This window comes from Paraburkholderia flagellata (assembly GCF_021390645.1).
GTDB classification, from domain to species: domain Bacteria; phylum Pseudomonadota; class Gammaproteobacteria; order Burkholderiales; family Burkholderiaceae; genus Paraburkholderia; species Paraburkholderia flagellata.
The window spans coordinates 1,917,227-1,943,558 of record NZ_JAJEJT010000002.1 but is presented as its reverse complement, the minus strand read 5'-3'; the positions used below and the strand labels follow the sequence as shown (position 1 = coordinate 1,943,558).

Genomic DNA, 26,332 nt, shown 5'->3' with positions numbered 1-26,332 from the left:
CGTTGGGTATCTGAGCCGCCGAACGCTGTGGCTGTTTTTGCGAGTGGCACAGGGTGAAGGCGAGGTACGTTCGCGATGTGCACGGAGCGACGGGCGTCGAAGCAGACCCAAGCATTGTCCACCCGTATCGACACATGCGGGTGGACGGGGCGTGAGTTTGACGAGCAGTCAGGCAGTTTCGGAGGTTGGCACTTCCTTCTTGCTTCGGGTTGTGCTCCGGGGCTCGATGATCTTGCCTGCTTTGCGCATCTGCGCTGCGCGCTCCCTCGCTTCTTTCTTCGCAGTCGGGCCCGGTCGCCGGTTATATTGATCGAACCCCGCAGCGATAACGTCCTGTGCACTCGGTACGCTGATATGCAACTCGCGAACGCCCATTGCCGCCAGGCAGTGCAGAAGGAATGCCACCTGGAATCGACCGCGTGAGATTTTCGTCTTTAGCGACCCAACAGCTTCAGGCGTACCAAGCGTTTGCAAACGAGCTGCGAGCTCTGCCGTCGAAATGCCATTGCGCACCATTTCCGCTTTAAGGATTGCTTTGGCTTGTGAGTAGTGATCCATTTCGCGTGATTCTCCGTCTAGCGCAGATGAGCTAATGGTGTCAACTTAGATGCAGCCCAAATCAATTTCGATAGGGAATTGATAACGACAGAGTAGCAGACTAAAGAGCGTTTCTCAAAAGCTGAGAGGGAAGAGAACAAGGGGTCATATTTCTAAAAATACTGCGACCCCATTTAGTAAATTCACACAATACATAAATAAAACATCGTCGAACAACCTATATCTTGTAAAAATTTCAATTTATTGAAAACCCATGCTGGTTGGGGCGTTGTGGGTGGCTGCGTGGTCAGTTGGTGTTTGAAAACAATGGCGTCGCACCGTCACGCTGTAAATTTGAAAATTCAGGACGGGAGACCGGGTTCTTTTTGGGGCGTGACCGGGGCAATCGAAAACACCGGGATATCGTGAGCGGCTGCGTATTTGCAATTCGCTCTCCGTGTCTAGTTAAAGTTATCAATTCATGTCGTTAAGCCTTGCTCGAGGTCAGCGTCGGCGGACGTGGCGTGACATCACGCCGTACTGCTGAACCCTCGATGGCTGTCTGGTCCTCAGCTGCTCGCCGATGCCAGCGCCAAGAGCGTGGGATGGCGGCAAGCCAGACTGACGCACTCGGCAACCTGTTGCGCACGAGGCGCGAGCCTCTATTGCTTACGCGGAGACGGGAGTTCGCGTAAGCGCGACGCGGTGCTGCCAGTTGCGGGAATCGAGGCAGCTCGATGGGCGAAGGAGGCCGGTAAGCCGGTCGTCGCCGAGGAACTGGACTTCACGACGAAGAGGAAGTCCATGGCTCGGCTCAGTTCAAAAGGAGTCCAGATGCCCCCCGGTTGTCCCGGGCGTAATACCGTCGACTACTCGAGGCCAAAAGCTTCCGTGCATGTATCGAACAGGCCGCGATTGAGCGGGTCTGTACGTCGACCATCGGCGCTGTGAAGTACGCATCGCGACCAGGCCGGAATGTGCATGCTGCTGCGGCGGCGAGCGTGAGCGTCGGTCGCCGGCAGAAGATGAGTGAACCGTTGCCTAGCGTCGGTTCGGTTGTCCGTGTTCCGCTGCGGGGCGGTGATCACGTTCTCGAGCAACCAGCAAGTCTCACTGGAGACTCACGAGTGGCCACCACGCGGCAAGGTTCACCGCGCCGGAGTGTGAAAGGCACCACAGGGAGATTGCGCTTGTGACGCACCCCTTGAGACGACCGTTTTCCATGCGAAGACAAACTGCGTGAGCAGATTTGTGCATCCCAGAATGGAGCGGGCATATCTCTATCTCCAGTGTCGATTCGGCAGGCATTCACCGTTCGCTAACGTTTGCAAATTCGAGGTTATAAAACGTTCTTGAGGATGTCTTGGATACACCAGTTAAAGGAGTGCTTTGTAGTAATTCTAAAATAAGATCTATAGTAAATGTGCCGAGAAATGAAGGCGTAAACCCTGGTTTTAACAAGAGTGCTTTGTAGTAATGTTAACGCAGATTTATCGCGTTGGTTAGGTGACCAAGCGAGGCTCGAGTACCGTCGAAGGAGGTTTCTCGTGCGCTTCCATGTCCTGTCTGATCTGCATCTTCACGAGGAGCGCGAGATTGCTTGTGATTCTCGCGTCCGAGCAGCGGACGCAGATGTGATGGTTCTGGCGGGCGACATCGACTACGTCGAGAGAATTCAGGCGCGCTTTAGCAGTTGGCCGTACGACGTTCTCTATGTCCGTGGCAATCACGATGTGTTCTTTCGCCCCTACGAGACGGCAATCGGGAGAGCGGCGACCGCGATGTCAACCGGACGGGTGCGCATGCTTGAGCACTCTATCGTGAACTATCATCGCATCCGCGTTATCGGGTGCTGCCTCTGGACGGATTTCGAACTGGTCGGGTCGTTGGAGGATGTCGTTCAATTGACTCACGTCGTTGGAGCCGATTTTCGATGCCTGCGACGTACAGATGGAAAGATGATCACGCCGTGGGATCTCCGTGCCGAACATCTCCTTTCGGTAAGGTGGCTTGAGCGCGTCCTGAGAGAGCCTTTCGACGGCTCCACTATCGTCGTTTCTCATCACGCTCCGCATCGCCGTTCTCTCGATCCGAACTATGGCGTCGACTGGTCAAGCTGCGCCTTCGCAACCGATCTCTCTCGATTGCTGAGAATGGCTGAGCTCTGGATACATGGCCACACGCACGTGTTTGCAGACTACAAGGAGAAGGGCTGCCGTGTAGTTTGCAACGCAGCTGGTTCGACCAAACGCCCTAACGCGTACTACATACCGGACTTCGTTGTCGAAGTCTAAGCGGAGCTACTCCTATGGATGGCGATCAAGCTTCCATCATTCGACTGCCAATTTCCGGAGCGGGAACCGGAAGGGTCGAGCAGTTGTCGAGTTTTGCAATCCGAATGGCGGAGGCGCTGTGCGTGCCTTTCATTAGTTTGTATCGGGGCGGAATCTATCCGAACCTCGGGCGCGAGGGGCGAGAGCAAAAGCGAACATCTATTCCGTCCAGGCTGGTCATCGAAAATGTCGGGCGTACCGCAGTCGAATGGACCCGGGCACTCACAACAATCAGCCAAACTGCGAGGCTTGGGTGTTGCTCGATGCTCCCATTTCAGGGCACCGTAGCAGCGCGCAGGTTGGTTACGAACACGCGGCGGTGGTGCGAGCTTTGTCTCGAGGATATGGCTGATGAACGCCGTGTCTGGGAGCCCCTCGTTTGGAGGTTGGGAGAGGTGCACGTGTGTCCTCATCATGATTGCCGCCTAACCGATACCTGCCACACCTGTAAGAAGGCTGGTCAGACAGCGCTTGTGGCGAACGCGCGCGTTGGGTGTTGCCGCTTTTGTGGCCAGTGGCTTGGGAGGCGGACTGGTTCCGGCGACGCAACGATCTCAGAATTTGAGCGGTTCTGCGCTCTGGCGTGTGAAGAGATGCTGGCGCTGCCGCAGCAGCTTGCGCTCGGAGAGCAGCTAGTCAGTTCGAGTGACGCACTTTGCGGGCTTCGAGATGTGTTCTTCGCTGGCAACGGAAGCGCGATGGCACGTCGTCTGGGGGAATTGCCCGCTCAACTTAATGCGTATGGAGTTGGTTCGCAGCCGACTCCGTTGCACGTCTTTCTACGGGCAAGTTATGTCACGGGCGCGTCGATCCACCAGATTCTGGTAAGCCAACAGTTCGATTCGGTCGGTTTGGCGCACCGGGACGCCGACTTTGCTCTTCGTAGGGGAAAGAGGGAACCTGGTTACGACGAAGCGCGCGTCGACGAAGCCCTTCGGCAGGCGTTAGCCGGTAGCGGAGAGTTATCCGTCAATGTAGTCGCTTGCTCTCTTAATCTTGACCCGCCCACGGTATGGAGAAAGAGTGGCGAACTCGCCCGGCAACTCGCCGTGAGGCATGCAAGTTTCGTTGCGCAACGCTCCGCACGGAAGAAAGAGGACTTCATTGAGCGAGTGAGGTCCATCGCGAAGAGATACAAGGCCGCCGGCATCGTCGCCACTGCTGAAGACATCAAGCAGGAGCTCGACGACGCCGGATGCGGCATCAACGAGTGGAAGCGTACCACCGTTAGCGAGGTCCTCGCGGAGACCTTCGCGGCTGGGTTTAAGGCGTTTCGTGAGCGCAGCAGGAGCTGAAAATGGGAAGACGCAAATCAAGGAAGAAAGCTGGTCCGCCGGAAACTATAGACCTAGAATTGGCCGCGCGCCTGCTGGGAAGGAACTCGAACGTTGTTCGAGACATGCTTGAGCGGCACATGCCAGTGTGCACGGGGCCAGACGGCGAGGTGTTGATTTCGCTCGATGAGGTGCTCCAGTTGCGCGGTGAGTTTTGGACCGCGCTCTCGGAGCTGGCGCTCAACTTCATCCAAGCAGTGGAGGAGGAGACTTTGGCGATGGCATTGGCTGATGCTGGAATAGAGTATCCATAGTCGACACGATGGACCGCTAGCTGTGGCGAAGAGCAGGAAAAGTCAGATTCAGGGAGCGGAACGACTGCTATTTGCCGCCGATAATTATGTCTTCGGAGTACTTAGTATGACTATATATATTGGGGCTCCGGTTGAAGACGAGCCGGAGATTTTTCTTGAGTGCTGGTCGCTACGGCGGACTGACGAAGGGGCTGTCCACTTCGTCGGATTCAGCGTCCAGTCGGGCGATGGTCGTGTGAGTACGAAGATCGTGGAGTTCGATCCGAAGCGCCGCACAGGCCTCACCGAAAGTGGCCGCCGCTATTGGTTGCTCGGTAGCGGTGGTTACGACTCCGACGCCGAATACGTCTGGAATTGGCTGGTTGCTGCGCGCAAAATTTCGGGATGGACCAATGTTACCCCCGAGCTGGTACCGGATTGGCGCACACCGGAGCCGGCCGTTCGCGATGAGGAAGGGAGCGACGACGCGTCGGAGTCGTCAAAAGATTCGCCTGATGCAACCTAGCAAAATTGGCGGTCACGAGGGAACTGAAATCAATTGTGCAGCAGCGAGCACGCCACGGCCTTGCGCTGCACATGTATCACCCGGGGCCACGCGATGACTTTGCCTAATGAAACTTTCGCGCTCGATGCTTCGGACGAGGCAACTCCAATTACTTTGCAAACTCACCGTCGACCAGAATAAACGCCATGCGGCACGGCTTCGTACTTCGATTAGCCCATGCGTGATTCGTACCCCGCTGAATGACGACATCGCCCTGTTTAAGCAGTCGCTCCTCGCGGTCCAACACAAGAACAATTTCCCCCTCGAGGACGAACCCAAAGTCAATGGACTCGGTGCGGTGCATGAGCGGATGCGGCGATTCATCCGTCACCGTTGATGCGTGAGCATCGCCGACTTCTTTGAACGCTTCTTTGATGCGGGCTGCACCGTGCTTCAGAAGCTCCTCCGTGTCAGGCGGAATTTCCACGACACGCACTCGAGTGCCATTCTTCGGCGGCGGGAGCATTAACGGGGTGCGGGTAGGGTCATCGCCGTTGTCTACACTGGCCGGCGTCGACTGAGTGTTCCAAAGCTCGTAGAAGACAGTCCCGGGAGCGTGCTGCAACTCGACTACCGTCGGAGGCATTCCTTCGTGCGTTACCACAGACTTGCCCTCGCTATCATGGCCTGTCACGATTCGTTGCATGGATTTAGGCATCTTTGCTTCTCCGTTTAGTGGCTAGATGGTCAGCGCGAATTTCACTAGCGAGTCGCGCATGATGGCTGCGTGCTCTTGCGTACGCAATGAAGATTCGCACCAGAGCGATGAGCTTCTCACTCTCCATTGGCGGAAAGCCACGTCACGGTAGAGGCCTATCGAGGTTCGGGTTGAGCACACCGCCGTCTGCGGTCAACTGCTTGCCCAAGACGTCGTCCACGGACCCTGTTCCCAGCTGGTGCGATGTCGTTTCAATCAAATTCGCGCGGCGTCGCTCGTGTTCGGTTCTCTGTTGCGTCACGGATGCTGCATGTTCACTTCGACATTCAGCATCCGTGCATCACTGGCCCTAGGCTAGAGTGCCGAAATGCGACCAGTTAAAACGGCCTAACCTTGAAAATGAGCTGTTCGTGAACCGGCTCAATGACGTGCGACGTTGCGATCAAGGAACTCGTGAATTGTTTGGCCGATTTCCTTCACGTTCGTCTCTAGAGCAAAATGGCCGGTGTCATAGAGTCGCACCTCCGCCTTCGGGTCGTCACGCTTAAACGCCTCAGCTCCCGCAGGCAGGAAAAACGGATCGTTCTTGCCCCATACGGCGAGAAGAGGCGGATGGTACTTGCGAAAATATGCCTGGAACTCCGGATAGCGAGCCACGTTCGTCGCATAGTCTCGGAACAGGTCCAACTGGATTTCGTCGTTGCCTGGACGGGACACCAACGCTGCGTCGAGCGTGTACGTCTCCGGCGCGATCTTGTCAGGGTTGGACACACCATGTGTGTACTGCCACTTGATCGAGTCCACCTTTAGAAGCGGACGCAAAGCGTTGCGATTTTCCTCGCTTGGGTCCTTCCAGTACTTCTGGATTGGATTCCAGCCGTCGCTCAGGCCTTCTTCATAGGCATTACCGTTCTGGGAGATGATCGCAGTGATTCGCTCCGGGTGTTCCGCTGCAAGGCGCCAGCCGACGGGCGCACCATAATCGAATACCTCCAGCGCGTACTTGTCGAGGTGCAGCGTCTCGGTGAAGTGATCCATCGTCTGCGCGAGATGATCAAACGTGTACGTGTATTGAGTGCGATCAGGGCTTTCACTGAAGCCAAAGCCAGGCAGATCCGGAGCAATCACGTGATAGCGGTCAGCCAGCATCGGGATCAGATTTCGGTACATGAATGACGACGTCGGAAAGCCATGAAGCAGCACGATGGTCGGCGCCGAAGGGTCACCGGCCTCTCGATAAAAGACTTTCACATCGTCCACCTGCACGTAGTGAAAGCTAGTCTGCGGTGCCAACGCAGCCGATGACTTGCGCGCAGTAGTTGCTTGCGCAGCCACCGCCGCTTGGCCGCCGACGAGGCCAACAGTTACGAGTACGCCCATGAGCAAACTATTGAACTTCAAGGTGATTCCTCCGACTTTTTAAAAGGTCAAATCGTGAATTGCCGTTGTGGCACCGATATGAAACGTAACTCTGTTTAATTAAAAACAGAGGTTACAGCACGATTATGTAACCGTCAATATAGGTTTTATAGGTTACAATGGGGGCTTGTTTTCCACGCAGGAGGGTTGTCTCGTGAAGACCGAAACCAAACTGGGCGACGCGCCAGTGCTGTTTGTCGGCGACGATGTCGCGCTGGACTTCATCAATACAGCCTATGGTGTCGGAGAGGAGTGGCACGATCACTTCGTCAGCGACGCGAGCGTCGTCGACTGGCTGGAGCGAGCGGGCGTACTTCGCGATGAGCATGGTCAGGCAGCACACGAAGGCTTGTTGGAGATGGCCCGTGAACTGCGGGATGCCGCGCGGCAACTGGTCGAACAGCGGCAGGCGGGCAAGTGGGGGAGTCCGGCACTAGTGAATCGGATACTTGGGCTCGGTAGCCATCATATAGAGTTGCAGTGGGAGAATGGCGGGGAACCATTGGTCGTTGCCCGGCAGGCGAACAGGCATCCGGCGATTGTTCTGCTCCCGGTCGCCGAGGCGCTGGCAAGGTTGCTGGCGGAGGCGGATTTCGGGCGCGTGCGCAAATGTGGGAGTGATGAACGCACGCTGTTGTTCTGTGATCACACGAAATCACGCAGCCGCCGCTGGTGCAGTATGGCGATGTGTGGAAACCGTACGAAAGTTGCGGCCTATCGCGCGCGGCATAGTGGCTAAACGCATCGCACTGGGAAACGCGTTAGTCGTACGGATGCGAGACGAAGCGAAGCCACAGTTGCAGGCGATTGAAAAGCTCGCAGGAATCGTATCCCTGCTTTGCGCGGATATGTGCTTTTCGGGATGGACGACAGGGATTTATGCGCTCGCTGTAACCACGAGCCGCCGAAAGTCGAACTAACGGCACCACGGCGTTGCCGACATTCGAAGGGTGTTGCTGTCATGAGTCAAACGATCCCGTTCTCCTGCACCATGTGTGGCAAATGCTGCCACGACTTGCGTTTGCCACTCGGCGTTGATGAGGCAATCGAGTGGGTTCGCGACGGTGGAGACGTTCAATTGTTTTGTGAGGCGATCCCCTGGCCAAACGATCCGCCGCCGGAACATCTCGAGGCGCTGTACAAAAGGGGGAAGTCATTTGCGGCATTGAGCGGCGTTTTGCCGGTGCGTGTGGCTGTTACCCTGGTTGCATCGTTCGATGGCCCGTGCCGGCATCTGCAGCCGGACATGCGGTGTGGTGTCTACGCGAAACGGCCTCGCGTGTGCAGAATATACCCGGCGGAGATCAATCCCTTCGTCAAGCTGACGCCAGAAAATAAAAAGTGCCCGCCAGATGCATGGTCGGCCGGTGGGCCCGTCCTGATGCATGGTGAGGTCGTGGTGGATTCGAATCTGCGCCACTTCATCGAACAATCACGGGAAGCCGACAGGTTGGACGTCGCTGCTAAAGCGCGGGTCTGCGCGACTCTCGGGATCGACATCGCAGCGCTGGCCAATGAGGGTTTTGCAGTTCACGCGCCGCGCAGGGAGCTTGTACTCGAAGCACTTGTTGACTCGATATCGACAGATCGCGAGCCGACCGTGCTCTCCCGCTCAAACCAGTGGCAGCTGGTGTCCAATCGTTCTGGGACGTTGACGGTACTCAACGAGATCGGCGCGCGTGTGATTAACGCAGATGCATCGCCGCATAATACGCAATATATTGCGTTCCATCCGACTGAGTGACCAGCGCTTTGCGGCTGCGAGTGCGAATGACGCCCAGCATCGGCTTCAATGTTCGAGCGGAAGTCAGAAGCGGGCGTGAGTGCCTTTTGGCGGAGTTTCGTATATTGCTGACGGCGGGCTTCGCGGCTATCAGTTAGTCCAGCGTCTACTGACCGGCGGAATACAAGGATCTCAGGGCGTTTCGGTCGGTGGCGCTTGCGGTGCCGGGCTATCCTAGCTGGCGGGCGCGGGAAAGCCTTCTTCGCTATTTCGCCATAGGGGCCGATGCGAAAGCCGCGAGCCCCTTGCTGCTGAATGCCACCACGACCGCCTGCAGCCATGTTGCGTATGGAGCGCGTGGCAGCGTTCGCAATCAATGTAACGTCAACTTCGTCGCCCATGTAAGCATCAGAAAATCGACGTTGTGCTCATTTTCCGCCAAGGTGGTGAGCATTGACCCAATCCTTGGCGACGCCATCAATCGGCTCCAGGTTCGCCAATTGCTGGTTCATGCTGATTAGGTCCGACGTGGTCAGTTGGGCAGAAACGGAATCAAGAACAGTTTGCACGGTAGGCGTGAGCTTTGACTTCGCCACGAGCGGGAACACGTTCTGGCTCATGTATAGATTTTTTGAATCCGTCAGCGCAACCAAGTTCTTCGTTTTGAGTTCCGGCTGGGTGGAGTCCATCACGGCAACCTGAATCTGGTTGTGCAGAAGAGCATTCAAGCTGAGCGGGCCGCCCAGATCAAGGGGTCTGAAAGACTTGAATTTCAGGCCGTAGACTTGGTTAAGTCCCGGAACGCCTTCATGGCGGTCCTTGGCTTCTGGTGGGCCGCCGAGTATGAAATCTTGGCCGTGTGGGACGAGATCAGCGATGTCCGCGATGTGGTACTGCTTCGCCGTCGCCTCTGTTACGCTCAATATCCCCTTATCTTCCGCTGAGGACGGTGTAAGGGCGACGATCTTGTTCGGGAGGACCTTTGGCAGCTCAGCCGTAACTTCGGCTGACGAATGTGCCTTGGTGCCCTTGTTGAAGTACAGCACCACCGATCCCGTATACTCAGGTATCACATCAATCGATCCATCCATCAGAGCGGGCATATAAATTTCCCGACTACCAATGCTCAGTTTCTTATCTACGTGAATGCCCTTTGCTTCCAGCGCGTCCGCATATATCGACGCGAGGAGTTGGCTTTCCGGGAAATTTGCTGAGCCGATGGTGACGGACTCTGCGGCATGCGTTGCCGTAGCTAGTGATGCAGTCGAGCTGATAACGAGCGCGGCAACCCCAAATTTCGAAAAACGCTTCATTTAAGCTTGCTCCTTTGAGCTTTGGTAGAAAAGAAGTGCGTATCTCTGCGCCCCACGCCCGGTGAGACAAGGATCCGTTCGAGGAGGAAATGACAGAAGTCGATGAGGAGGGCGAGTAGTGCAACCAGAATGGCGCCAGCGAACATCTTGCTATAGTCGCCGACAGATAGGCCATCGATGATTAAACGCCCGAGCCCGCCCAAGGAGACGTATGCCATGATCGTCGCGGTCGAGACGATCTGTAGCGATGCGCTTCTGAAGCCGGCAAGGATTAGGGGCATCGCGCACGGAATCGCGACGCCAAACAGATACTGGTAGCCATTAAGTCCCATCCCTCGCGCCGCGTCGGTGACCGCTGGATCAATAGTGGAAATCCCAGCGTGCGTCCCAAGAATAATGGCTGGGCACGCCAACACAACAAGGACGATGGCGCTTGGCAAATAAAACGCCATGTCAGAACTAAACACTGACGAGAGCACAATCACCAACAACACCAGCAGTCCGAGCGACGGGAGAGACCGCAAGGCATTGGCCACGCTGATCAGCGTGGCTTCTCCTCTCCCTGTGTAGCCCGTATAGCAGCCGATCGGAAAACCAATCAGTCCAGAGATGATCAGAGCAACTGCGGTGTACGCGATGTGTTGCAGCAACAACGTGAATATTCCCGTGTCTCCGGACCAGTTTTCGGCTTGGAGGATCCATTGACTAGTCATGAGTCTTCACCGGCCTCCATTTAGAGAGTGAGCGCATGATGACGACTATCAATGTGTCAAGAACGATGGCCAGTACAACGCTAAGGACGATCCCAACGACAACCGGCGTGAGAAAACCAAGCTGAAAACCCTGCGTAAACAGTGTCCCGAGTTGCGGTATCCCAACGAGTGAAGCGACCGAGACCACGCTGACGCTCGCCGCAGTTGCGACACGCGTTCCGGCTCCTATCACTGGGACGCAAATCGGGAGATCGACCGCAAGCAGTTTTTGAAGCGGCCGATATCCAATCGCGAGCGCCGCAGCAGTGACATCTGCGGGAATGGACTCCAGTCCATCGGACACGATCCTTACTAGAAGTGCGAAGCTATAGATACTAAGCGCAACGTATACGTTCAAGGAATCGAGGATTCTTGTTCCTAGAATCCCGGGCACGATGATAAACAGCGCCAGCGAGGGAATCGTGTACAGGAGGCTGAACGCGTTTAGGAACAGCAGTTTGAATCTTGGTGTATGAGATAGCAGCCATGCGCAAGGTATTGCGATCAGCAACCCCACGAGCACGGGGGCAACCGAGAGGCAGATGTGCCGAACCAGGTAGCCGACGATGGCATTACTTTGTTGAAGTATCCAGTCTAGATGCATCGGCGGATCCGTCAGATAGCCTGTTTCAGCGCGGTGACTATGCGGTCGATGGTGACCGACCCGATAGGCTTCTTCTCACCGTCAACGACGACAGCCCGCTTACTGGGGGCGCTAAGGGCGGAGTCCAGAAGCTGGCGAAGCGTTCCAGGTTGCGGTACGAACGTGGCCCCCAGGTTCAGCGAGGCTGCATTGACGTTGGTTTCTCCACTTTGTGTGTCAAACCATCCCAAGGCACGGCCTTCGTCCGTCACCAGAATCCATCTGTTGGTGGCAACGGATGACGCATCCTCGGCAGCCGCCCCGATTTCCACTGACGGCTCGGCCTCCAATCGCAATTGCTCGTCAATGCTATGGAATGCAAGCTTGCGGTACCCACGGTCGCGGCCAACGAAAGTTGCAACGAACTCACTGACTGGGTGGCTGAGAAGGGCCTGCGGGCTGTCTATCTGCGCAAGGCGACCACCAGGCATCAGCACTGCTACCTGATCTCCCAGTTTCACCGCCTCGTCAATATCGTGTGTCACAAGGACAATTGTTTTTTCGACGTCTTTCTGCAGACGTAAGAACTCGTCCTGCAATTGCTCGCGAACAAGCGGATCGACCGCGCTAAATGGTTCGTCCATCAGTAGGAACTCGGGATTAGCGGCCAAGGCGCGGGCGACACCAACACGTTGCTGCTGACCGCCAGACAGTTGCCATGGATAGCGATCGCTGAGGTCACTAGAGAGGCTGACCTTTTCCAACATGTCGTACGCAATTCTCCGGGCGTCGGATTTCGACTTACCCGCTAGGATCGCCGTCGTCATGACATTGCCCAGCACAGTCTTGTTGGGGAAGAGGCCGGCATTCTGGATGACATAGCCTATCCGCCTGCGCAAGGAGACAGGGTCCATCTTATGCGTCGGAACCCCGTTGAGCCGGATCTCGCCAGAAGTGGGTTCTACGAGACGGTTGATCATGCGCAGGGACGTCGTCTTTCCGCAGCCTGAAGGACCGACGAAAACGGTAATCTTTCCGTTCGGCACGGTCAGACTCAGGTCATCTACCACAGGCTTCGTGCCTTGATAGTATTTACTTACTCGGTCGAATTCGATCATTTGACGGCGCGGACCAGCCCGCGAATATCTACCAAAACCCCTTCGTTGAACAAGCTGCCTCTGGGCGTTCCGCTCGGATTCGGCGACCTTCTCAGGGGGCAATCATGATACAGCCGCCTACGAGTGCAATCGGCTGTTCTAGCGAAACACACATTCTCGCATCGGCAGCCTTCCTCTGACGCGCACAGTGTGCATCGATATGGGCCGTCTCCCGCTAACACGGAGGACGCTGCCCCAATAAGACGCAGGACGCCAATCACTCCATCCCAGGTAGCGAGTACGAAACGTATCGACGAATCGAGTCGAGTTGTGAAGCCAAATGAAAGATTGTCCAATGGCCTCGCAGACAGCTGGACAACCGCAAGACGTACTATCTTCCTACGGATAGTTTCGTGCCAACGTGGACGGAGCTTGGAAGCCACGCTTCGAGCGCCGTTTCGTGAAACGTCAACTCTAACGGATGCGCCTGCGGCATCAAATCGTCAATATGGCATTTGCTTATGATATCCTCATTGTAACCGGTAAAATGCAACATTGCCAGGATGTATCATGGAATCGGGCAGGGGTACCCTCACCTGCGGTGGCCGTTCGTCGATCATGTAACTGGCGCGGCGTTCATTTGAAGGCCGGTCAACCTAAGCATATTAGAGCCTCTTTTCAAAAGGATCAGGGTCTATGTGACGGAACCATCCCAGTAGGCACCGAGTGAATTGCTAATTGCAGGCATCAACTAGCCGGTTAGACGGGGGGCGGTTACGGGTTTCAAACCATGGTCAGCCGAGGCGGACGAACCGAGCGTTGTCGGGCGCTTGGTGTTGCTAAGGAAAATGCCGACCACAACAGATTACGGAGCAAAGATGAAGCTGGAGCGGATGATACTGGGCGCCTTTTTTTTCAATCCACAGGGTGACCATCGCCTGTCGTGGCGACATCCACGTGCGCCGGGGAGCGAGATATTTAGCCTTGACTACTATCGTCGGTTGGCTGTGATGGCTGAGTCGGCTTGTCTTGATGCGCTTTTCGTTGCCGATCACGTGGCAATTTGGGACACGTTTGAGAGTAACGTAGCGCACTATGCCAATGCACGGTTGGAGCCAGTTACGTTGCTTTCAGCGCTTTCCTCCCATACAAGCAATCTCGGATTGATCAGCACGTTGTCTACGTCGTTCAGCGAGCCATACAACGTTGCCCGTATGTTTGCTTCGCTCGACCATATCAGTCATGGCAGAGCAGCATGGAACGTGGTGACGTCCGGAATGAACGAGGAAGCGTTGAACTTCGGCCGTGACGCATCGATCGTACACGCAGACCGATATGCGCGTGCAACGGAGTTTGTAGAGGTCGTCAAAGCGCTGTGGGACAGCTGGGAAGATGAGGCGGTATTGCTTGATCGACAGTCCGGGCTATTTGCCAACCCAGCCAAGGTGCACCGTATCGAGCACAAAGGGGCACATTTTTCGGTGCGGGGGCCACTCAACGTACCGCGCCCTCCACAGGGCCACCCGATCATCGTTCAAGCCGGTTCGTCAAACGATGGAAAGAACCTTGCAGCACGCTATGCTGACCTGCATTTCTCAATGTGTCGGAGTGTCGAGGAGGGGGTAGCGTATCGCCGGGACCTGAACGAACGCTTGGTGCGCATCGGCCGGTCATCAGACAGCTTGAAGGTGCTACCGGGGATTCAGCCCGTTCTTGCGGCGTCCGCTGCAGAGGCAAAAGAAAAGAAGGAACTACTTGAATCTCTCGTGCCAGAGCGGCTCGGCGTCGACCTGGTTTCGAGTTGGTGCCGTGTGGACCTTTCGGGTTTGCCTCTTGACGGTCCTCTGCCTGAATTGCCAGACGAAGCTGGCTATGACGGTCAGCGCAGTAACTTGGCACGACTCAAGGCTTTCCGGGAGCAGAATATGACAATTCGGCAGGTGGCCAGGCAACTGACAAACGCCGGTGCTGCTATGACAGTTGCAGGTGGGCCCGAGGAGATTGCCGATTTCATGGAGTCCTGGTTTAGAGCCGGCGTATGCGACGGCTTCAACCTCATGTTCCCCTTGCTCGAGGAAGACATGGCTGACTTCGTGGAGCATGTCGTTCCGGAGCTTCAGCGGCGAGGGCTTGTGCAGTCCAGTTATGAAGGAGGCACGCTGCGTGAAAAGCTTGGGCTCACTCGTCCGCAGAATATCTTTTCGGCATCACGTTAGCCGGTTTCCGCGTAGGAAATCAAGCTCCGCAAATCTGACCATCGCGTTTAAAGGAGGTTGCGACACCCGGTATCTTTTGAAGACGTCGCACGCGACTCTGGTCAATCGGTGAGGGCGCTTCTGAGCTCGGCGGGGCCGCCGGAAGATTGGCGCACTCCTTTCGATTGCTGTCTAGTTCGACCTTTAAGGCGGCTGTGCGAGCCTCTCTGGGCAACCGTTGAATGCGCCCTCCGAGTACAGTGCCGCGACGAGATGCCGAAGGATACGACCTCATAGCAGATATGAACGCTTCTTCATTCCGCTCTCCAAAACTTTTTACGACACTTTGCCACACGGCTGAGTAGCGGCGACGACTGAGAGCGTTGGCGCGAGAAGCAAGGTTGGAGCTCTTCAACAGCCGATTTTCCTTGAGGGTATGAGATATGAAAAATTCTTCTTTTAGCGTGATGGCGGGCACGCTAGCGGTGGTAGTAGCAGGATTGGGTGGAGCGTCTGTTTGGGCACAGGCGGCCGACGAATCACTCCCGGTACCCCATCATCTCGAACTGGCTAACGATAAGATGATGGTCAAATCGGTGGAGCTGGCATCGTTGCGGTATGCGGCATTCTGGAACACTGGCGACGAGGCGTTGGCGAAGCTTGCGCTGGGTGACGATTTCGTCGACCGCACTTTACCTATTGGGCGAGCGCCCGGGCTCGAGGGGGCGTTAGCGGCGTCGAAGAATTTTCGGGCAGCGGTCCCTGACTTGACGGCTGAAATAGACGACATGACGGTGGTAGGCGACAAGGCGCTGTTGCACTTGCATTTCCAAGGACATTTCACGGGAAAGTTTAGGGATATTCAGGGGGGCGGTCAGAAGATCGATTTTCAGGCGTTCGATTTATATCGCGTCAAGGATGGAAAGATTGTTGAGAATTGGCACCTTGAGGACAACCTTACACTGTTGAAACAACTAGGTGCTATTAAGCAGTAGAGGGAAGTGCACTTAGACGAAGATCCCGGCTGGGTGTTGTGCTTGGAGACGGCCGGGGGTGACGCTTAGGCGGCGCGTGGGCGCGAGCAGCTGCGGTGTGCGGCTACGAAGGCAAAAGCTTTGGTTCGGCCCACATCGATCGGCCTATCGGCCTAAGTTGAGGCCCGGCGCGCCTAACCGAGCCTTTCATTGCTGCCCTGGTAGCGTCGAAAACAATCTCCGCGACGAAGTCGGGTGCAGAAATTGACTAGGTGTGCTCAACATCCTGGGCGGAAACTTCTGCCCGCAGCCGCACCAGAACTACGGCGCCGCATACGCGTGACCGACGAGCGCAAAGGACACGACACCCTAGCTATGGACGACTTGAGAACCACAGCATCGGCAGCAAACGTCCCCGACGCAAGAGATACACACAACCCTAATCCTTGCCGCTGAAGCGGCAGGATGACCTTTGCACAGCTAGACCCATCGGCTGACGCTCCATGTCGGTTAGCGAGGCAGTGCTCGACTCCGTAGTCGTTGCACTCTCGCCGCTATGGCTCGGCGAAATACTAAATGCGGCCGGACACTTAGTCTCTCCACGCTATGTCCAGCCGCCGAGCACGTATCCTTCTCACAGCCCTTTGATTTCGCCTCCGTCCATACGAAGTGCCGCACCAATCAACCATCGTCCTCCAGGTGACAACACGAACGCCATTAGTTCCGCGATGTCTTCGGGCTGTCCGTACCTTGTGATGCCCACCTGAGACGGGAACTTTTCAAGTGCCTCCTCAGCCGTCATGACGTGCGCACGGGCGTACTTTTCCATGTAAGAACGTCGCCGATCGGTTAACACCGGTCCTGGCAGCACGCTGTTGACCTGGACACCATCGGTTATGCCACGGTCCGCGAACGCCTTTGCCATTGCAACTATCGCTGCATTCACGGTCGCGACTGCTCCAAATCCGGACTTCGGAGCCTCTGCCGAATTCCCAGATGTGAAGATTACCGAACCGTTACTCCTTTTTAGTTCTTCCCATGCATGAATTGCCAGTCTCCTCGCCCCATGCAGCTTGAGCGCGAATCCGTCATCCCATTGGTCATCTGTCATTTCTAGAATATCAATTTGAGGCACAGCGCCGGCGATATTCACGACTGCATCGATTCGCCCGAATGCCTTCAAAGTTCCATCGACCACATGCTTTGCTGCTTCAGGTTCGCGGAGGTCAGCATCAATTGCCAGCGCTTCCGTTCCTTCCTTTTGTGCGAGCGCAGCGGTCTCGGTGAGCAGTTCGCCACTCCGAGCCACCAACACTACGCCGGCAAAGTCTTTCGCCAATCTCAATGCGGTCGCACGGCCGATGCCACGACTTGCACCCGTAACGATTGCAATTTTCTTCGTCATTTCAAAACTCCAATTTTCCAAATACGATTCTCGATGGTCACTTCTGACATACCCGAGAGGATTTATCCGAGTACAAACAAATCGACTCTTCTTTCTGAGATTGCACTGTATCGCCATCTGCTAGAGCTAAGAAGCTCGATATCGGTCACCTTACTGCTTCCGTTACAACATCAAAGCTGTCTCTCGAGTTATCCATGGGTGGTAGCACACACGTTATTTAATGCTACAAGCAGTATTGGAGAAAGAATGGTCACTGGCCATGAAGAAGATGTCATAACTGCTATGACTACGCCCGTTGGTGTTTGTAGGCGAAACGTCGGGACGGACTGCGACGCTCAGCTCATAGCATATCGGAGCAAAGCGAGACCGCACAGTCCGCGCGTATTGATACTTTCTGACGTCGAAGCGGAACGTTTTGGTGGCAATCGATCACTTGTCGGGCGCGAAGTGAAGGTACTAATCACCGCGATCCGCTACCTTGCGTTGGCTAGCCTGAGGGCTATCATGAACTCACAGATGTCAATCGGCATGGGAATCCAGAACAAGCTGGACGTCGAAACAGTGAGGTGGCTGGCCAGCGAGAAGACTGGGCGTGCGTATCGCGTTGCAACAGACTTCTTGATCGACACGATAACTGGCTTCATTGCGAGCGCAGAAGCAATTTCGTGTGAGGATTTCTGCGAGCGAACTGGAGATGTATTGGCTAGTCAGCTTCGTGCCAGGCCTACAGCGAATGTGCGGCGCGCCCGGCGAAGAACAACTGGGGCGATTCGCGCGCTGGTTACTGTTGGGTACAACTCGCAGACATTGCGCTGATGACTTGAGGAATACATTCAATCGTGCGAATGACAGCGGCGCCGAAACACCGCCAATGGAAACCTTCATTGGTTGACGTAGGCGCCTGCAGCTCGACAATCATCCGTTCGACGCGAAGCGCTTCCGGGCGACCCGTCTAACGGGTTCAGTAGAGTTCAAAGACGGGTCCGAGTGCCTGTGTGTCGATAGTCGCAAACGACTGCAAACGAATCACTTGACTCAAAGTTGGAAAGGTTAACTCCATCTAGCGAGCAAGTGATTGCTTGACTCCGTGCCACTGCTCACGAATACGGACCCAGCCATAGCTGCCGCGAGCGCCACCATCCCCTGTGCGCGGTCGTGCGGCCGCAGTGTTCGATCTAAAAATATCCATATAAAACAATGACATACGATATTTCATCCGATCATTTCTGACGTCATCGAGGCGAATTTGCTTTCGCAAGCCAGAACGGTCAAGTACCAGTTCACGTAAAGGGGAGCCTGCGCGAAGCATCTGAGGAGGAAGCGTGTAACCGTTAAAAAGTGCTTTGACAAGTTACGCATCGCTGCTAGGATACGACCTGCAAGAGATGCTTGCTCATTCACAGGTTGTTCAATTTCGGAGATTGCAATGTCCAATAGTGCTGTGGTTCCGACGGTTTCTATCAAGCGGATCGAAGCGGACGGTGTTGACGTTTTCTATCGTGAGGCTGGGGCAAGCGACGCTCCGGTTGTGTTGTTGCTCCATGGTTATCCGTCGTCATCGCATATGTATCGTGATCTGATTCCTCGACTTGCAGGGCAGTACCGGGTTATTGCGCCGGATCTTCCGGGTTTTGGTTTCACGCGTGTGCCCGATGCTCGCAACTACAAGTATTCGTTCGATGCACTCGCGGAAACTATCGCGGCGTTTGTGGACAAGCTCGGACTGAATCGGTATGCGGTGTATGTGTTTGATTACGGTGCGCCGGTTGGGCTCCGCTTGTGTTTGAAATACCCGGACCGAGTGAGTGGCCTGATCTCGCAGAACGGGAATGCGTACGAAGAGGGCTTGGGAGACGCATGGGATCCGATTAGAAAATATTGGGCTGAGCCGACTGCGGAGAACCGCAAGACTGTTCACGATGCCGTGCTGAATTTCGAGGGAACAAAGTGGCAGTACGTGCATGGGGTGTCGAATCCCGATGCGATCGCTCCGGAATCCTATACGCTAGACGCAGCGCTGCTTGAGCGCCCAGGTCAAAAGGACATCCAACTGGACCTGTTCTTGGATTATCAATCGAACTTGAAGCTTTATCCTGCGTTTCAGAAGTTCTTCCGTGATGTGCTGCCCCCTACGCTGGTGATTTGGGGTAAGAACGATCCGTTCTTTACGCCTCCTGGCGCGGAGGCGTATAAGCGCGACAACGCGAAGGCTGTGGTGACCTTGCTCGATACCGGCCATTTTGCGTTGGAAACGCACGTCGACGTGATTGCGAGTGCAATTCTCGAGCTCTTGGGAAAGAACTGACGGAGTTGGGAATATTTCGATATAGGAGTCGCGAGCCACGGGGTAGCCATTTTGCAAATTGGATGCACGCCGAAGTGATCGCGAACGCCACTGTCGAATTTATTCATGAAAATGTGAATCTCCCAAGGAGATTCACGGGTCGTAATGGACGACCGAGAGTTAAATTATCTGAGTAAAAGGAAGCATCATGAAAGCAGTGGTACTTGACGGATTTGGTGGACTCGAAGCGCTGGTGTTCCGGGATATTCCGAAGCCTGAGCCCGAGATCGGGACTGTTGTTATCAAAATCAAGGCATTTGGCATTAACCATGCCGAGATGCACATGCGTCGTGGGGAATGGGCCGAGGCGGCCCCTGTGAGTGGAATCGAGTGCGTCGGTGTGGTTGATTCGTGCCCCGGGGGCGAGTTCAAAGTGGGCCAGAAGGTAGCGGCGTTGATGGGCGGGTTGGGTCGTACGATCAACGGCAGCTACGCCGAATACACTCGAGTCCCTGCGACAAATGTCGCGGTGATCGAGTCGGATCTCCCGTGGGCAGATCTGGCCGCGATTCCGGAAACGTATGCGACGGCGTGGACGTGTCTGTTCCGCAACCTCAAGATTGAACGCGGTCAGACTATCCTTATTCGTGGCGCTACATCGTCATTCGGTCTGGCAGCGGTGAACCTGGCTGTTAACGCGGGATTGACGGTTATCGCGACCGCACGCAGCGAGGCGCGCTTCGAAAAGCTGAAGGCGCTCGGCGTTAGCCGCGTTGAAATCGAGCGTCCGGACCTGTCGAAGCATATCGCTGAAGCTAAGAAGTTGGATGCGGTACTCGATTTGGTCGGTAACAGTACGCTGCTGGATTCACTGTCGATGGTGCGTCGCGACGGTAAGGTGTGTCTGGCCGGTTGGCTCGGTGGGCTTGACCCGATCGTTGATTTCAATCCGCTGCTGCAAATGCCGAGTGGCGTAGATTTCACGTTCTTTGGCAGCTTCGTTTTCGGTACACCTGAATTCCCCCTTTCCGACGTGCCTCTGCAGCAAATTGCTGCGGATATTGCTGCAGGGAACTATTCGGCAAAGCCGTCACGCATTTTCCGATTTGATGAAATTCGTGAAGCTCATCGTGTCATGGAGGCTCATGAAGCGAACGGAAAGATGGTGGTGGTGCACGACGAATGACCGCAGGCAAAATCGTTAAAGCTACAAATTTGTAGCAGGATTGTTGTCGCGTACGGCGTAGTTGCGGCGGCGTGTTCTTTGCTTAATGAGGAACACGTCGCCTTCTGTGCATGGGGGGAAGACGCAAAGCAATTCAGTGATTTTCAAATAGCCACTTGGCGCGGGCAAAATAAGGAGCGACTCTTCGAAGACTTGCATGCTGGAAGCGCCAGTTATGTTAGGCAGTAAACGGCTAAAATCCGGTTGCAGGGTCGGGAGTCCACGGTGCCCGGTCGCAGAGTCTGCGTACGAGCGCGGCGAGGGGGCGTGATATCGGACCATATCGCGGCTAGCAGGGGGTGATTTGCAGTTCCTCATTCACTGAGGCGCGGCTTGATCCTAGCGTGGCGGCTATGCCGATCGGTGAACCGCATACCAATAGATTGGCGTGCTCTGAAGAGTCTGCTCATGATTGTGCCAATCGGCACTTCCAGCGACTCGGCGGCTTCGCTGTAGCTTAATCCTTCTGCCACGACGAGCAGCATGACGGCACGCTGTGCTTCTGGCAATTGCTGTACGGCTCGGATGATTTGTCGATTCATCGCCTGTTCTTCAGGTGTCTTGGCGGAAGGACCGGCAACCGTTTCGAGGAAGTCGTTATCCCACTCTACGCCCGCTCGATTGCGCACGTTCCGAGCGCGTAGTTCGTTGTACCACGTGGATCGCACGATGGAGAACATCCAGCTTAGTGGCGCCGTTCCGGGCTCGAGTCGATTCGCGCGCTCGAGTGCTCGAACGCATGCGCGTTGCATGAGATCTTCGGCATCGTGGTGATCACCAGAGAGGCGATGGGAAAATGCCCACAATCGTGGAAGCATGGGTGGCAGGAGCGCGGACAATTCGGCAACGGTCATCGGCTTGGCAGATTTTACTTTTCGACGATATGTCTACGCAGACAAGCCGTTGTCTTGACCGGATCACTCGGAGGGCGAACGAAAACCCCTATGCTCGGAATGTTCTCGGTCGTATTCACGTTCACGCGGAACCGGGAGCACGACGGAGGAGGAGAAAACAGATTTAATCTACCAACAGATCGATGGAAAGATTCTCAGTAGTCGCTTTGTGGAACAACGGCACAGATACTGGCATGGAAGCTATGCTTTGCTTGATCGAGCAGATCCGCAGGTTTTGCTAGATTCGCCATCGATTTGGTAGGTTCAGCCATGGACGATGGCCACATCTGGCCCGGTTGGCGCTGGACGTGACCATCATTCCGACGTGGTACTTCTTAACAATCAAACCCGAAATCTCCGGGTTCAGTCATCCCTCACCCGATCTTCTGCAGCCAATCGACGATAGCTTTGCCGACTTCGTCCGGTGAATCTTCCTGGAAATAATGACGTCCAGCAACTTCCACCTCAGTCAGCTTCGGAAGGCTCCGGATAAATGCAAGTTCCTCGGCACTCCCGAGGATTGCGCCAGGCTGAACATTGAAGAACAGCTTTGGAACATCGCTCTGCGCTAGCCATTCCGATGAAGCCTTGACGATCTCGTACACGTCCGCAGGGTCGCCGTCCACCGGGATCTCGCGCGGAAATGTCAAAGTCGGCCGCCGATCCTCGCCGGGTTCTTTGAACGGACGACGATACGCTTCCATTTCTTCGTCCGACAGCGGCCGAATAATCGCCGCCGGGAGGATTTTCTCGATGAAGAAATTGTCGCGCAGGACCATGTCATCGCCGCGCTCAGACCGCAGATCTTCAAGGGCCCAACGCATATCGATTTTGTCCCAGTGATCCCAACCCTGCGGCTTCACAATTGCTTCCCCGAACGCGATACCCTTTACTGCATCGCGGTGACGATTTGCCCAGTGGAAGCCCAGCGCGGAGCCCCAATCGTGAATCACGAGAGTTACGTTCTTACGTACATCCAACGCTTCAAGCAATCCGTCTAGGTAAGACCGATGCTCGACAAAGCGATACGAGTTCGGACCGCTGTTAGGAAGCTTGTCCGAATCGCCCATGCCAATCAAGTCCGGGACGATACACCGACCAAGATGCTGAACGTGGGGCACAACGTTTCGCCAGAGATACGATGAAGTCGGATTGCCGTGCAAAAACACGATCGGATCGCCTTCGCCAACCTCGACGTATGCCATCTCACGATCGAGGATACGCATGCGCTTCTTCTCAAATGGAAATGCTGCGGAAATCATTTTTACTCTCCTAAATTACTTTTCTAACAACCGCGTCCGTTGGACTTGGTGATAGTAAGCGTAACTCATAAACATGCATATATAAAGTTACATATGCTGTATGAGCGAAAGGTTAAGAATCCGAAATGTAAGGGTAAGAAGGACATTTCGCGAATACTGCACCAACATGTACGTTGATCGCGTACAGCCGGCGAAGTACGGCGAACTCATCTGCCATCGTCTTCGAGGGCAGCGAGCGCCGTATCCTTGCACGCCTCACAACTAACCCGATCAACCTGATCGATGAACTGCTGCCATGCAGCACGGCACATGATCTGGCTGATTCCTCCTATGTAACCCGCCTGTCACCGCAATCCACGACGATCGAGTAACGGGTATCGTAGCTTTTCTACGCAACATTTCAACCTCGCGAGGGTGCAACGTTCCTCGCGGAGGAATGATCAAAAAGCATGTGAGTCGCTTCTATCGGCTCGTGCCAGCTATCCCGATACGCACCGCACAACGTGGACGGCCTGCCGGCGTCATCTGGTCCAACAAATGATCTCAAGTCTTTGTTTTCGATAACGATTTGTGTACTCGAGGATCACAGCACGCTTATTGGTTGGTTAGGTGTCTGCACCAGGAAAATAAATTGTGCAGACCTTCTCCAGGATGACCATCGTCGTTGGACTGATGTCTCTCTGAATATCACTTGTCCAAATTTGATACCAATTGAGCGGGGTGCGCGCGCGTACGATTCATCCCTTCCGAGGCGGGCACGCGCGGCAGTTGAATTAGATGGCGAGAGTTCAGTTGCGTGCAGAAACGCTGCACGGAGCAATCTCGGCATATCTGACAGCGCCAAGTTGGCCACCTAACGGCCCGCACGGCATGGCTGGGGAGAATACGCAGATAGCGAAGACCAATGGAGCTGGGGGGGCGGTAGTGTTTGAGACGCAGCTGCAAGTGACCCTGTTGGTAGGAGAAATGTAATTCGTCATTTAACGCATAACTGCGTTCTCGGTTCGTCCGCCGTGACGCGGATCTCGCGAAAGAAGTGTTACGGCGTCGCCCACGACGATCCGAATTTACAGGAAATTGGAGACAGGACACGGTGTAGACGTTCTTGATCAGAGTGGTGTTAATTGTTACTCAACTCCAGTTCATTGCCGATGGCGGATGAGAAGCCAAGTCTTTGGTTGTCGGAGGGCTGGGAATGGGTCAAGACCAACAAGATCGATGCGCCGCTACATTGGCGTAAAGATTCAACTCAGCAATGGGTATATGAATTTGGGCTGGATGGACTGCTGCCTATCGATCCGGATGCTCCGGTTCGTCACATCAGCTACTACGAGGCTGACGCATACGCCCGGTGGGCTGTGGTCAGGCCACCGACAGAATGTGAGTGGGAAAGTGCAGCAGAGGGCGTGGATCCGGCCAAAGGAAATTTTCGGATTTCGCAGGGGCTGTGAAGCCGCTCTCAATAACGGAAAAGTCTGAACTTGGATTGCAGCAGATGTTCGGCGATGTGTGGCAATGTGCGGGCTCTGCTTTTCTGCCATTTCTCGGCTTCCGAACTCCCGCCGGTGTTGTAGGCGAATACAACGGTAAGTTTATGCGGGCAGTTCGTCCTGAAGGGAAGTGGTTGCGCAACACCTAGCGGCCATACCCGCGCAATCTATCGAAATTTCTTCTTCCCACATCAGCGGTGGAAATTTGCAGGCCTGCGACTCGCGAGGAGCATTTGAATGTATTTGGACGACTGCTACACATCTGTGATTGTGCCGACGACATCTGAGGCCACGCTTTTACTGCGAGCTGGAGGCTGGTGCACGATTGATGAGTGGACTGATGAGCGGGGGCTGTTTGGGGCAGTTTTGGCAAGAGTAGCACGAAGGCCCTTACGCCGTAGCGAATCACTATTCGTGGCGCTTGGCAGCGGTGTTACCAATACCAAAGGTTTCCCGCATTGCCGCCGTTTCTGTCCGCGCGCAGCGGCGTCTGCAGCAGCTGCCTAAAGTCATCGACATCGTTGGTCTCGGAAGATTTTTGATCTGGCGATACCGCTTTGATGTTGTGGCGGAAACAGTAATGTCTAAGAAACCGATCTATTCGCTGACGCTCGCCCGTGAAAGAATATGTTTCAAGTCAGCATTGCGGACGAGGCTGTATTGTGGAATCGCCTATCCAGGCTGGCGTACTCGATGCGCGACGCCGGAATACATCTGGGGGGGCGGTGGTTCGCAGTCTGCGACCTTCGCGTGGTTGGAATATTCGATGTGTGTATTTCGAGAGGGTGGGTTGAGGCGTGAGAGAGCTTTAGGGATTTGATGGACAGTGGAGCTGCCCGATGCGCAGGTGGACGTAGGACGCGGCTGTGGTGGCCCAGCAGGATCGTAGACAGTTGCGACGTCGTTGTTTCTGAACATTTTCTGGGAGATAAAGGTGGGAACGTTTGTCGAAGATGCAACCGTTGTACTGGTTCATGGAGCATGGGCTGACGGGTCAAGCTGGGCAAAGGTAGTCGGGCCACTTCAAGAGCAAGGATTGGAAGTAACTTGCGCCCAGTTGCCACTAAGTACGTTTGCTGAGGATGTTGAGGTTGTGAGGGCAGTGGTAGATCGAACTTCAGGGCCAGTTTTGCTCGTTGGACATGCGTACGCAGGAGCGGTGATAGGTGCAGTCGAGCATGAGCGGGTGAAGGGACTAGTCTTCGTTGCTGCTTTGGCGCCGTCTGCAGACGAGGCGGTGGCGAACGTCCTCTCTCGCGATCCAAAGCACGAGAACGCTCCCGAACTGGCTCCGGATGAGCGGGGTTATATCTGGATGCCTCGACACTGTTTCACTAAGGCGTTCGCGCAAAATGCAAGTTATACAGAGATGGCACTTAGCGCCGCCGTGCAACGGCCAATATCAGTCGAATGTATCACCGTACCCGTAAAGACAACTACGTGGACGTCGAAGCCGAGCTGGTTCCTGGTGGCGAACGAGGACAGGATGATCAATCCGGCGACGCAGCGATTCATGGCGGAGCGAATGGGAGCAACGGTTGTTGTTGAAGATGTCGATCACACTCCTTTGATTTCAGCGCACGAGGCCGTCGAGGCAGTGGTTCTAGGTGCCGCGAGAGCGGTACTAAAAGGCTGAGACTTGCAAGGTTGCAAGCTGGAGTAGGTCCGGCTGGTCCAGGGCCTATTCATAGTTTCTGGGAATAATCACGAAGTGACGTAGCGCCTGTTATGCCCGCTCAAGCATAACAGGCGCTACTATTTGTTGCCGGCGCCGATGGGGCTGCGAATGCACCGCCAGCACTATAAGGCTTCGGCAGAGTCGACGCCGAAACGTAAGCGTGCATTCGTGATTGGGTGAAGTGCAGGCAGAGCGATTACGTGCACGCACCTATCGTCGCTTGGTTTGCGTCAATCGGCTTCGTTCGTCAGTGGAGGACCTCGGTCCAAGTCACGATGTTGCTTATGCCGGATCTCGGCGGAGTTAAACTATTTGCTCGTTCTCGTGGCGATGTGCCGCTCGAGAATATGAAGAATCTCGTATGACTGGTATCGGAGTA

At 55.2% G+C, this 26,332-nt stretch carries 23 protein-coding genes and 1 pseudogene; 14 read left to right on the top strand and 10 right to left on the bottom strand.

What is annotated here, in order from left to right:
- Positions 1-168: 168 nt before the first annotated feature.
- Positions 169-558 (bottom strand): DUF6471 domain-containing protein, encoded by a 390-nt coding sequence (locus tag L0U83_RS22985; RefSeq protein ID WP_233886389.1) that lies wholly within the window; start codon positions 556-558, stop codon positions 169-171.
- A gap of 1,526 nt (positions 559-2,084) precedes the next feature.
- Between L0U83_RS22985 and L0U83_RS22980 the strand changes: the two genes are divergently transcribed.
- The 5 genes and pseudogenes from L0U83_RS22980 (at position 2,085) to L0U83_RS22965 (ending at position 4,963) form a co-directional block, all read left to right on the top strand.
- Entirely contained in the window at positions 2,085-2,831 is a 747-nt protein-coding gene (locus tag L0U83_RS22980) for a metallophosphoesterase family protein (RefSeq protein WP_233886388.1), read from the top strand.
- Positions 2,832-2,845: 14 nt separating this feature from the next.
- Positions 2,846-3,286 (top strand): annotated as a pseudogene (locus L0U83_RS40880) (TniQ family protein); the annotation flags it as partial.
- A 177-nt stretch (positions 3,287-3,463) separates the two neighbouring features.
- Positions 3,464-4,165, top strand: a complete 702-nt coding sequence (locus tag L0U83_RS22975) for a hypothetical protein (RefSeq protein ID WP_233886387.1) — start codon at positions 3,464-3,466, stop codon at positions 4,163-4,165.
- Between the two features lie 2 nt (positions 4,166-4,167).
- Positions 4,168-4,458: a hypothetical protein gene (locus tag L0U83_RS22970; protein WP_233886386.1), complete on the top strand. Its 291-nt coding sequence runs from the start codon at positions 4,168-4,170 to the stop codon at positions 4,456-4,458.
- Positions 4,459-4,564: 106 nt separating this feature from the next.
- Complete coding sequence (locus tag L0U83_RS22965) at positions 4,565-4,963, top strand: hypothetical protein (RefSeq protein ID WP_233886385.1); 399 nt, start codon at positions 4,565-4,567, stop codon at positions 4,961-4,963.
- A gap of 148 nt (positions 4,964-5,111) precedes the next feature.
- On the opposite strand, the gene L0U83_RS22960 is transcribed toward L0U83_RS22965, so the two are convergent.
- Both L0U83_RS22960 and L0U83_RS22955 read right to left on the bottom strand, forming a co-directional pair.
- Positions 5,112-5,660 carry a cupin domain-containing protein gene (locus L0U83_RS22960; protein WP_233886384.1) on the bottom strand — a complete coding sequence of 183 codons (549 nt, stop codon included), beginning with the start codon at positions 5,658-5,660 and terminating at the stop codon, positions 5,112-5,114.
- A gap of 420 nt (positions 5,661-6,080) precedes the next feature.
- Positions 6,081-7,040, bottom strand: coding sequence for an alpha/beta fold hydrolase (locus L0U83_RS22955; protein WP_373321101.1), 960 nt, complete (start codon positions 7,038-7,040; stop codon positions 6,081-6,083).
- Between the two features lie 193 nt (positions 7,041-7,233).
- On the opposite strand from L0U83_RS22955, the gene L0U83_RS22950 reads away from it, so the two are divergent.
- Positions 7,234-7,818: a CGNR zinc finger domain-containing protein gene (locus L0U83_RS22950; RefSeq protein WP_233886382.1), complete on the top strand. Its 585-nt coding sequence runs from the start codon at positions 7,234-7,236 to the stop codon at positions 7,816-7,818.
- 222 nt (positions 7,819-8,040) lie between these two features.
- Positions 8,041-8,823 carry a YkgJ family cysteine cluster protein gene (locus tag L0U83_RS22945; protein ID WP_233886381.1) on the top strand — a complete coding sequence of 261 codons (783 nt, stop codon included), beginning with the start codon at positions 8,041-8,043 and terminating at the stop codon, positions 8,821-8,823.
- Between the two features lie 407 nt (positions 8,824-9,230).
- Here L0U83_RS22945 and L0U83_RS22940 read toward each other — a convergent pair whose 3' ends face one another.
- Genes L0U83_RS22940 through L0U83_RS22925 form a run of 4 tightly spaced genes read right to left on the bottom strand, consistent with a single transcriptional unit; the run spans position 9,231 to position 12,568 of the window.
- Positions 9,231-10,115 carry an ABC transporter substrate-binding protein gene (locus L0U83_RS22940; protein WP_233886380.1) on the bottom strand — a complete coding sequence of 295 codons (885 nt, stop codon included), beginning with the start codon at positions 10,113-10,115 and terminating at the stop codon, positions 9,231-9,233.
- Positions 10,112-10,828, bottom strand: a complete 717-nt coding sequence (locus L0U83_RS22935; protein WP_233886379.1) for an ABC transporter permease — start codon at positions 10,826-10,828, stop codon at positions 10,112-10,114. Before L0U83_RS22935 ends, L0U83_RS22940 begins: the two co-directional genes overlap by 4 nt.
- Positions 10,821-11,471, bottom strand: coding sequence for an ABC transporter permease (locus tag L0U83_RS22930; RefSeq protein WP_233886378.1), 651 nt, complete (start codon positions 11,469-11,471; stop codon positions 10,821-10,823). Before L0U83_RS22930 ends, L0U83_RS22935 begins: the two co-directional genes overlap by 8 nt.
- A gap of 11 nt (positions 11,472-11,482) precedes the next feature.
- Entirely contained in the window at positions 11,483-12,568 is a 1,086-nt protein-coding gene (locus L0U83_RS22925; protein ID WP_233886377.1) for an ABC transporter ATP-binding protein, read from the bottom strand.
- A gap of 857 nt (positions 12,569-13,425) precedes the next feature.
- Between L0U83_RS22925 and L0U83_RS22920 the strand changes: the two genes are divergently transcribed.
- On the top strand, positions 13,426-14,763 hold the full coding sequence (locus L0U83_RS22920) for an LLM class flavin-dependent oxidoreductase (RefSeq protein ID WP_233886376.1): 1,338 nt from the start codon (positions 13,426-13,428) through the stop codon (positions 14,761-14,763).
- 422 nt (positions 14,764-15,185) lie between these two features.
- Positions 15,186-15,737: an ester cyclase gene (locus L0U83_RS22915; RefSeq protein WP_373321082.1), complete on the top strand. Its 552-nt coding sequence runs from the start codon at positions 15,186-15,188 to the stop codon at positions 15,735-15,737.
- Positions 15,738-16,350: 613 nt separating this feature from the next.
- On the opposite strand, the gene L0U83_RS22910 is transcribed toward L0U83_RS22915, so the two are convergent.
- The gene (locus tag L0U83_RS22910) at positions 16,351-17,121 is read right to left on the bottom strand and encodes an SDR family oxidoreductase (protein WP_233886375.1); all 771 of its coding nucleotides are present in this window, start codon (positions 17,119-17,121) and stop codon (positions 16,351-16,353) included.
- A 504-nt stretch (positions 17,122-17,625) separates the two neighbouring features.
- On the opposite strand from L0U83_RS22910, the gene L0U83_RS22905 reads away from it, so the two are divergent.
- From L0U83_RS22905 to L0U83_RS22895, 3 genes are all read left to right on the top strand, one after another.
- Entirely contained in the window at positions 17,626-17,937 is a 312-nt protein-coding gene (locus L0U83_RS22905; protein WP_233886374.1) for a hypothetical protein, read from the top strand.
- Between the two features lie 610 nt (positions 17,938-18,547).
- Positions 18,548-19,426 carry an alpha/beta fold hydrolase gene (locus L0U83_RS22900; protein WP_233886373.1) on the top strand — a complete coding sequence of 293 codons (879 nt, stop codon included), beginning with the start codon at positions 18,548-18,550 and terminating at the stop codon, positions 19,424-19,426.
- A 187-nt stretch (positions 19,427-19,613) separates the two neighbouring features.
- Positions 19,614-20,591 (top strand): zinc-binding alcohol dehydrogenase family protein, encoded by a 978-nt coding sequence (locus L0U83_RS22895; protein ID WP_233886372.1) that lies wholly within the window; start codon positions 19,614-19,616, stop codon positions 20,589-20,591.
- Positions 20,592-20,944: 353 nt separating this feature from the next.
- Here the strand turns inward: L0U83_RS22895 and L0U83_RS22890 are convergent, their stop codons facing one another.
- Entirely contained in the window at positions 20,945-21,484 is a 540-nt protein-coding gene (locus tag L0U83_RS22890; RefSeq protein ID WP_233886371.1) for an RNA polymerase sigma factor, read from the bottom strand.
- Between the two features lie 413 nt (positions 21,485-21,897).
- Positions 21,898-22,785: a haloalkane dehalogenase gene (locus tag L0U83_RS22885; RefSeq protein ID WP_233886370.1), complete on the bottom strand. Its 888-nt coding sequence runs from the start codon at positions 22,783-22,785 to the stop codon at positions 21,898-21,900.
- 1,124 nt (positions 22,786-23,909) lie between these two features.
- Between L0U83_RS22885 and L0U83_RS22880 the strand changes: the two genes are divergently transcribed.
- Positions 23,910-24,236, top strand: a complete 327-nt coding sequence (locus L0U83_RS22880; RefSeq protein ID WP_233886369.1) for an SUMF1/EgtB/PvdO family nonheme iron enzyme — start codon at positions 23,910-23,912, stop codon at positions 24,234-24,236.
- 973 nt (positions 24,237-25,209) lie between these two features.
- Positions 25,210-25,911: an alpha/beta fold hydrolase gene (locus L0U83_RS22875; protein WP_233886611.1), complete on the top strand. Its 702-nt coding sequence runs from the start codon at positions 25,210-25,212 to the stop codon at positions 25,909-25,911.
- Positions 25,912-26,332 lie beyond the last annotated feature (421 nt).

Excerpts from the sequence above, each read along its gene's own strand:
- L0U83_RS22960 (WP_233886384.1), bottom strand. The coding sequence starts at position 5,660 with ATGCCTAAATCCATGCAACGAATCGTGACAGGCCATGATAGCGAGGGC.
- L0U83_RS22945 (WP_233886381.1), top strand. The coding sequence starts at position 8,041 with ATGAGTCAAACGATCCCGTTCTCCTGCACCATGTGTGGCAAATGCTGC.
- L0U83_RS22895 (WP_233886372.1), top strand. The coding sequence starts at position 19,614 with ATGAAAGCAGTGGTACTTGACGGATTTGGTGGACTCGAAGCGCTGGTG.
- L0U83_RS22970 (WP_233886386.1), top strand. The coding sequence starts at position 4,168 with ATGGGAAGACGCAAATCAAGGAAGAAAGCTGGTCCGCCGGAAACTATA.
- L0U83_RS22925 (WP_233886377.1), bottom strand. The coding sequence starts at position 12,568 with ATGATCGAATTCGACCGAGTAAGTAAATACTATCAAGGCACGAAGCCT.
- L0U83_RS22920 (WP_233886376.1), top strand. The coding sequence starts at position 13,426 with ATGAAGCTGGAGCGGATGATACTGGGCGCCTTTTTTTTCAATCCACAG.
- L0U83_RS22905 (WP_233886374.1), top strand. The coding sequence starts at position 17,626 with ATGAACTCACAGATGTCAATCGGCATGGGAATCCAGAACAAGCTGGAC.
- L0U83_RS22885 (WP_233886370.1), bottom strand. The coding sequence starts at position 22,785 with ATGATTTCCGCAGCATTTCCATTTGAGAAGAAGCGCATGCGTATCCTC.
- L0U83_RS22935 (WP_233886379.1), bottom strand. The coding sequence starts at position 10,828 with ATGACTAGTCAATGGATCCTCCAAGCCGAAAACTGGTCCGGAGACACG.
- L0U83_RS22965 (WP_233886385.1), top strand. The coding sequence starts at position 4,565 with ATGACTATATATATTGGGGCTCCGGTTGAAGACGAGCCGGAGATTTTT.
- L0U83_RS22900 (WP_233886373.1), top strand. The coding sequence starts at position 18,548 with ATGTCCAATAGTGCTGTGGTTCCGACGGTTTCTATCAAGCGGATCGAA.
- L0U83_RS22910 (WP_233886375.1), bottom strand. The coding sequence starts at position 17,121 with ATGACGAAGAAAATTGCAATCGTTACGGGTGCAAGTCGTGGCATCGGC.
- L0U83_RS22955 (WP_373321101.1), bottom strand. The coding sequence starts at position 7,040 with ATGGGCGTACTCGTAACTGTTGGCCTCGTCGGCGGCCAAGCGGCGGTG.
- L0U83_RS22930 (WP_233886378.1), bottom strand. The coding sequence starts at position 11,471 with ATGCATCTAGACTGGATACTTCAACAAAGTAATGCCATCGTCGGCTAC.
- L0U83_RS22985 (WP_233886389.1), bottom strand. The coding sequence starts at position 558 with ATGGATCACTACTCACAAGCCAAAGCAATCCTTAAAGCGGAAATGGTG.
- L0U83_RS22890 (WP_233886371.1), bottom strand. The coding sequence starts at position 21,484 with ATGACCGTTGCCGAATTGTCCGCGCTCCTGCCACCCATGCTTCCACGA.
- L0U83_RS22915 (WP_373321082.1), top strand. The coding sequence starts at position 15,186 with ATGAAAAATTCTTCTTTTAGCGTGATGGCGGGCACGCTAGCGGTGGTA.
- L0U83_RS22940 (WP_233886380.1), bottom strand. The coding sequence starts at position 10,115 with ATGAAGCGTTTTTCGAAATTTGGGGTTGCCGCGCTCGTTATCAGCTCG.
- L0U83_RS22975 (WP_233886387.1), top strand. The coding sequence starts at position 3,464 with ATGCTGGCGCTGCCGCAGCAGCTTGCGCTCGGAGAGCAGCTAGTCAGT.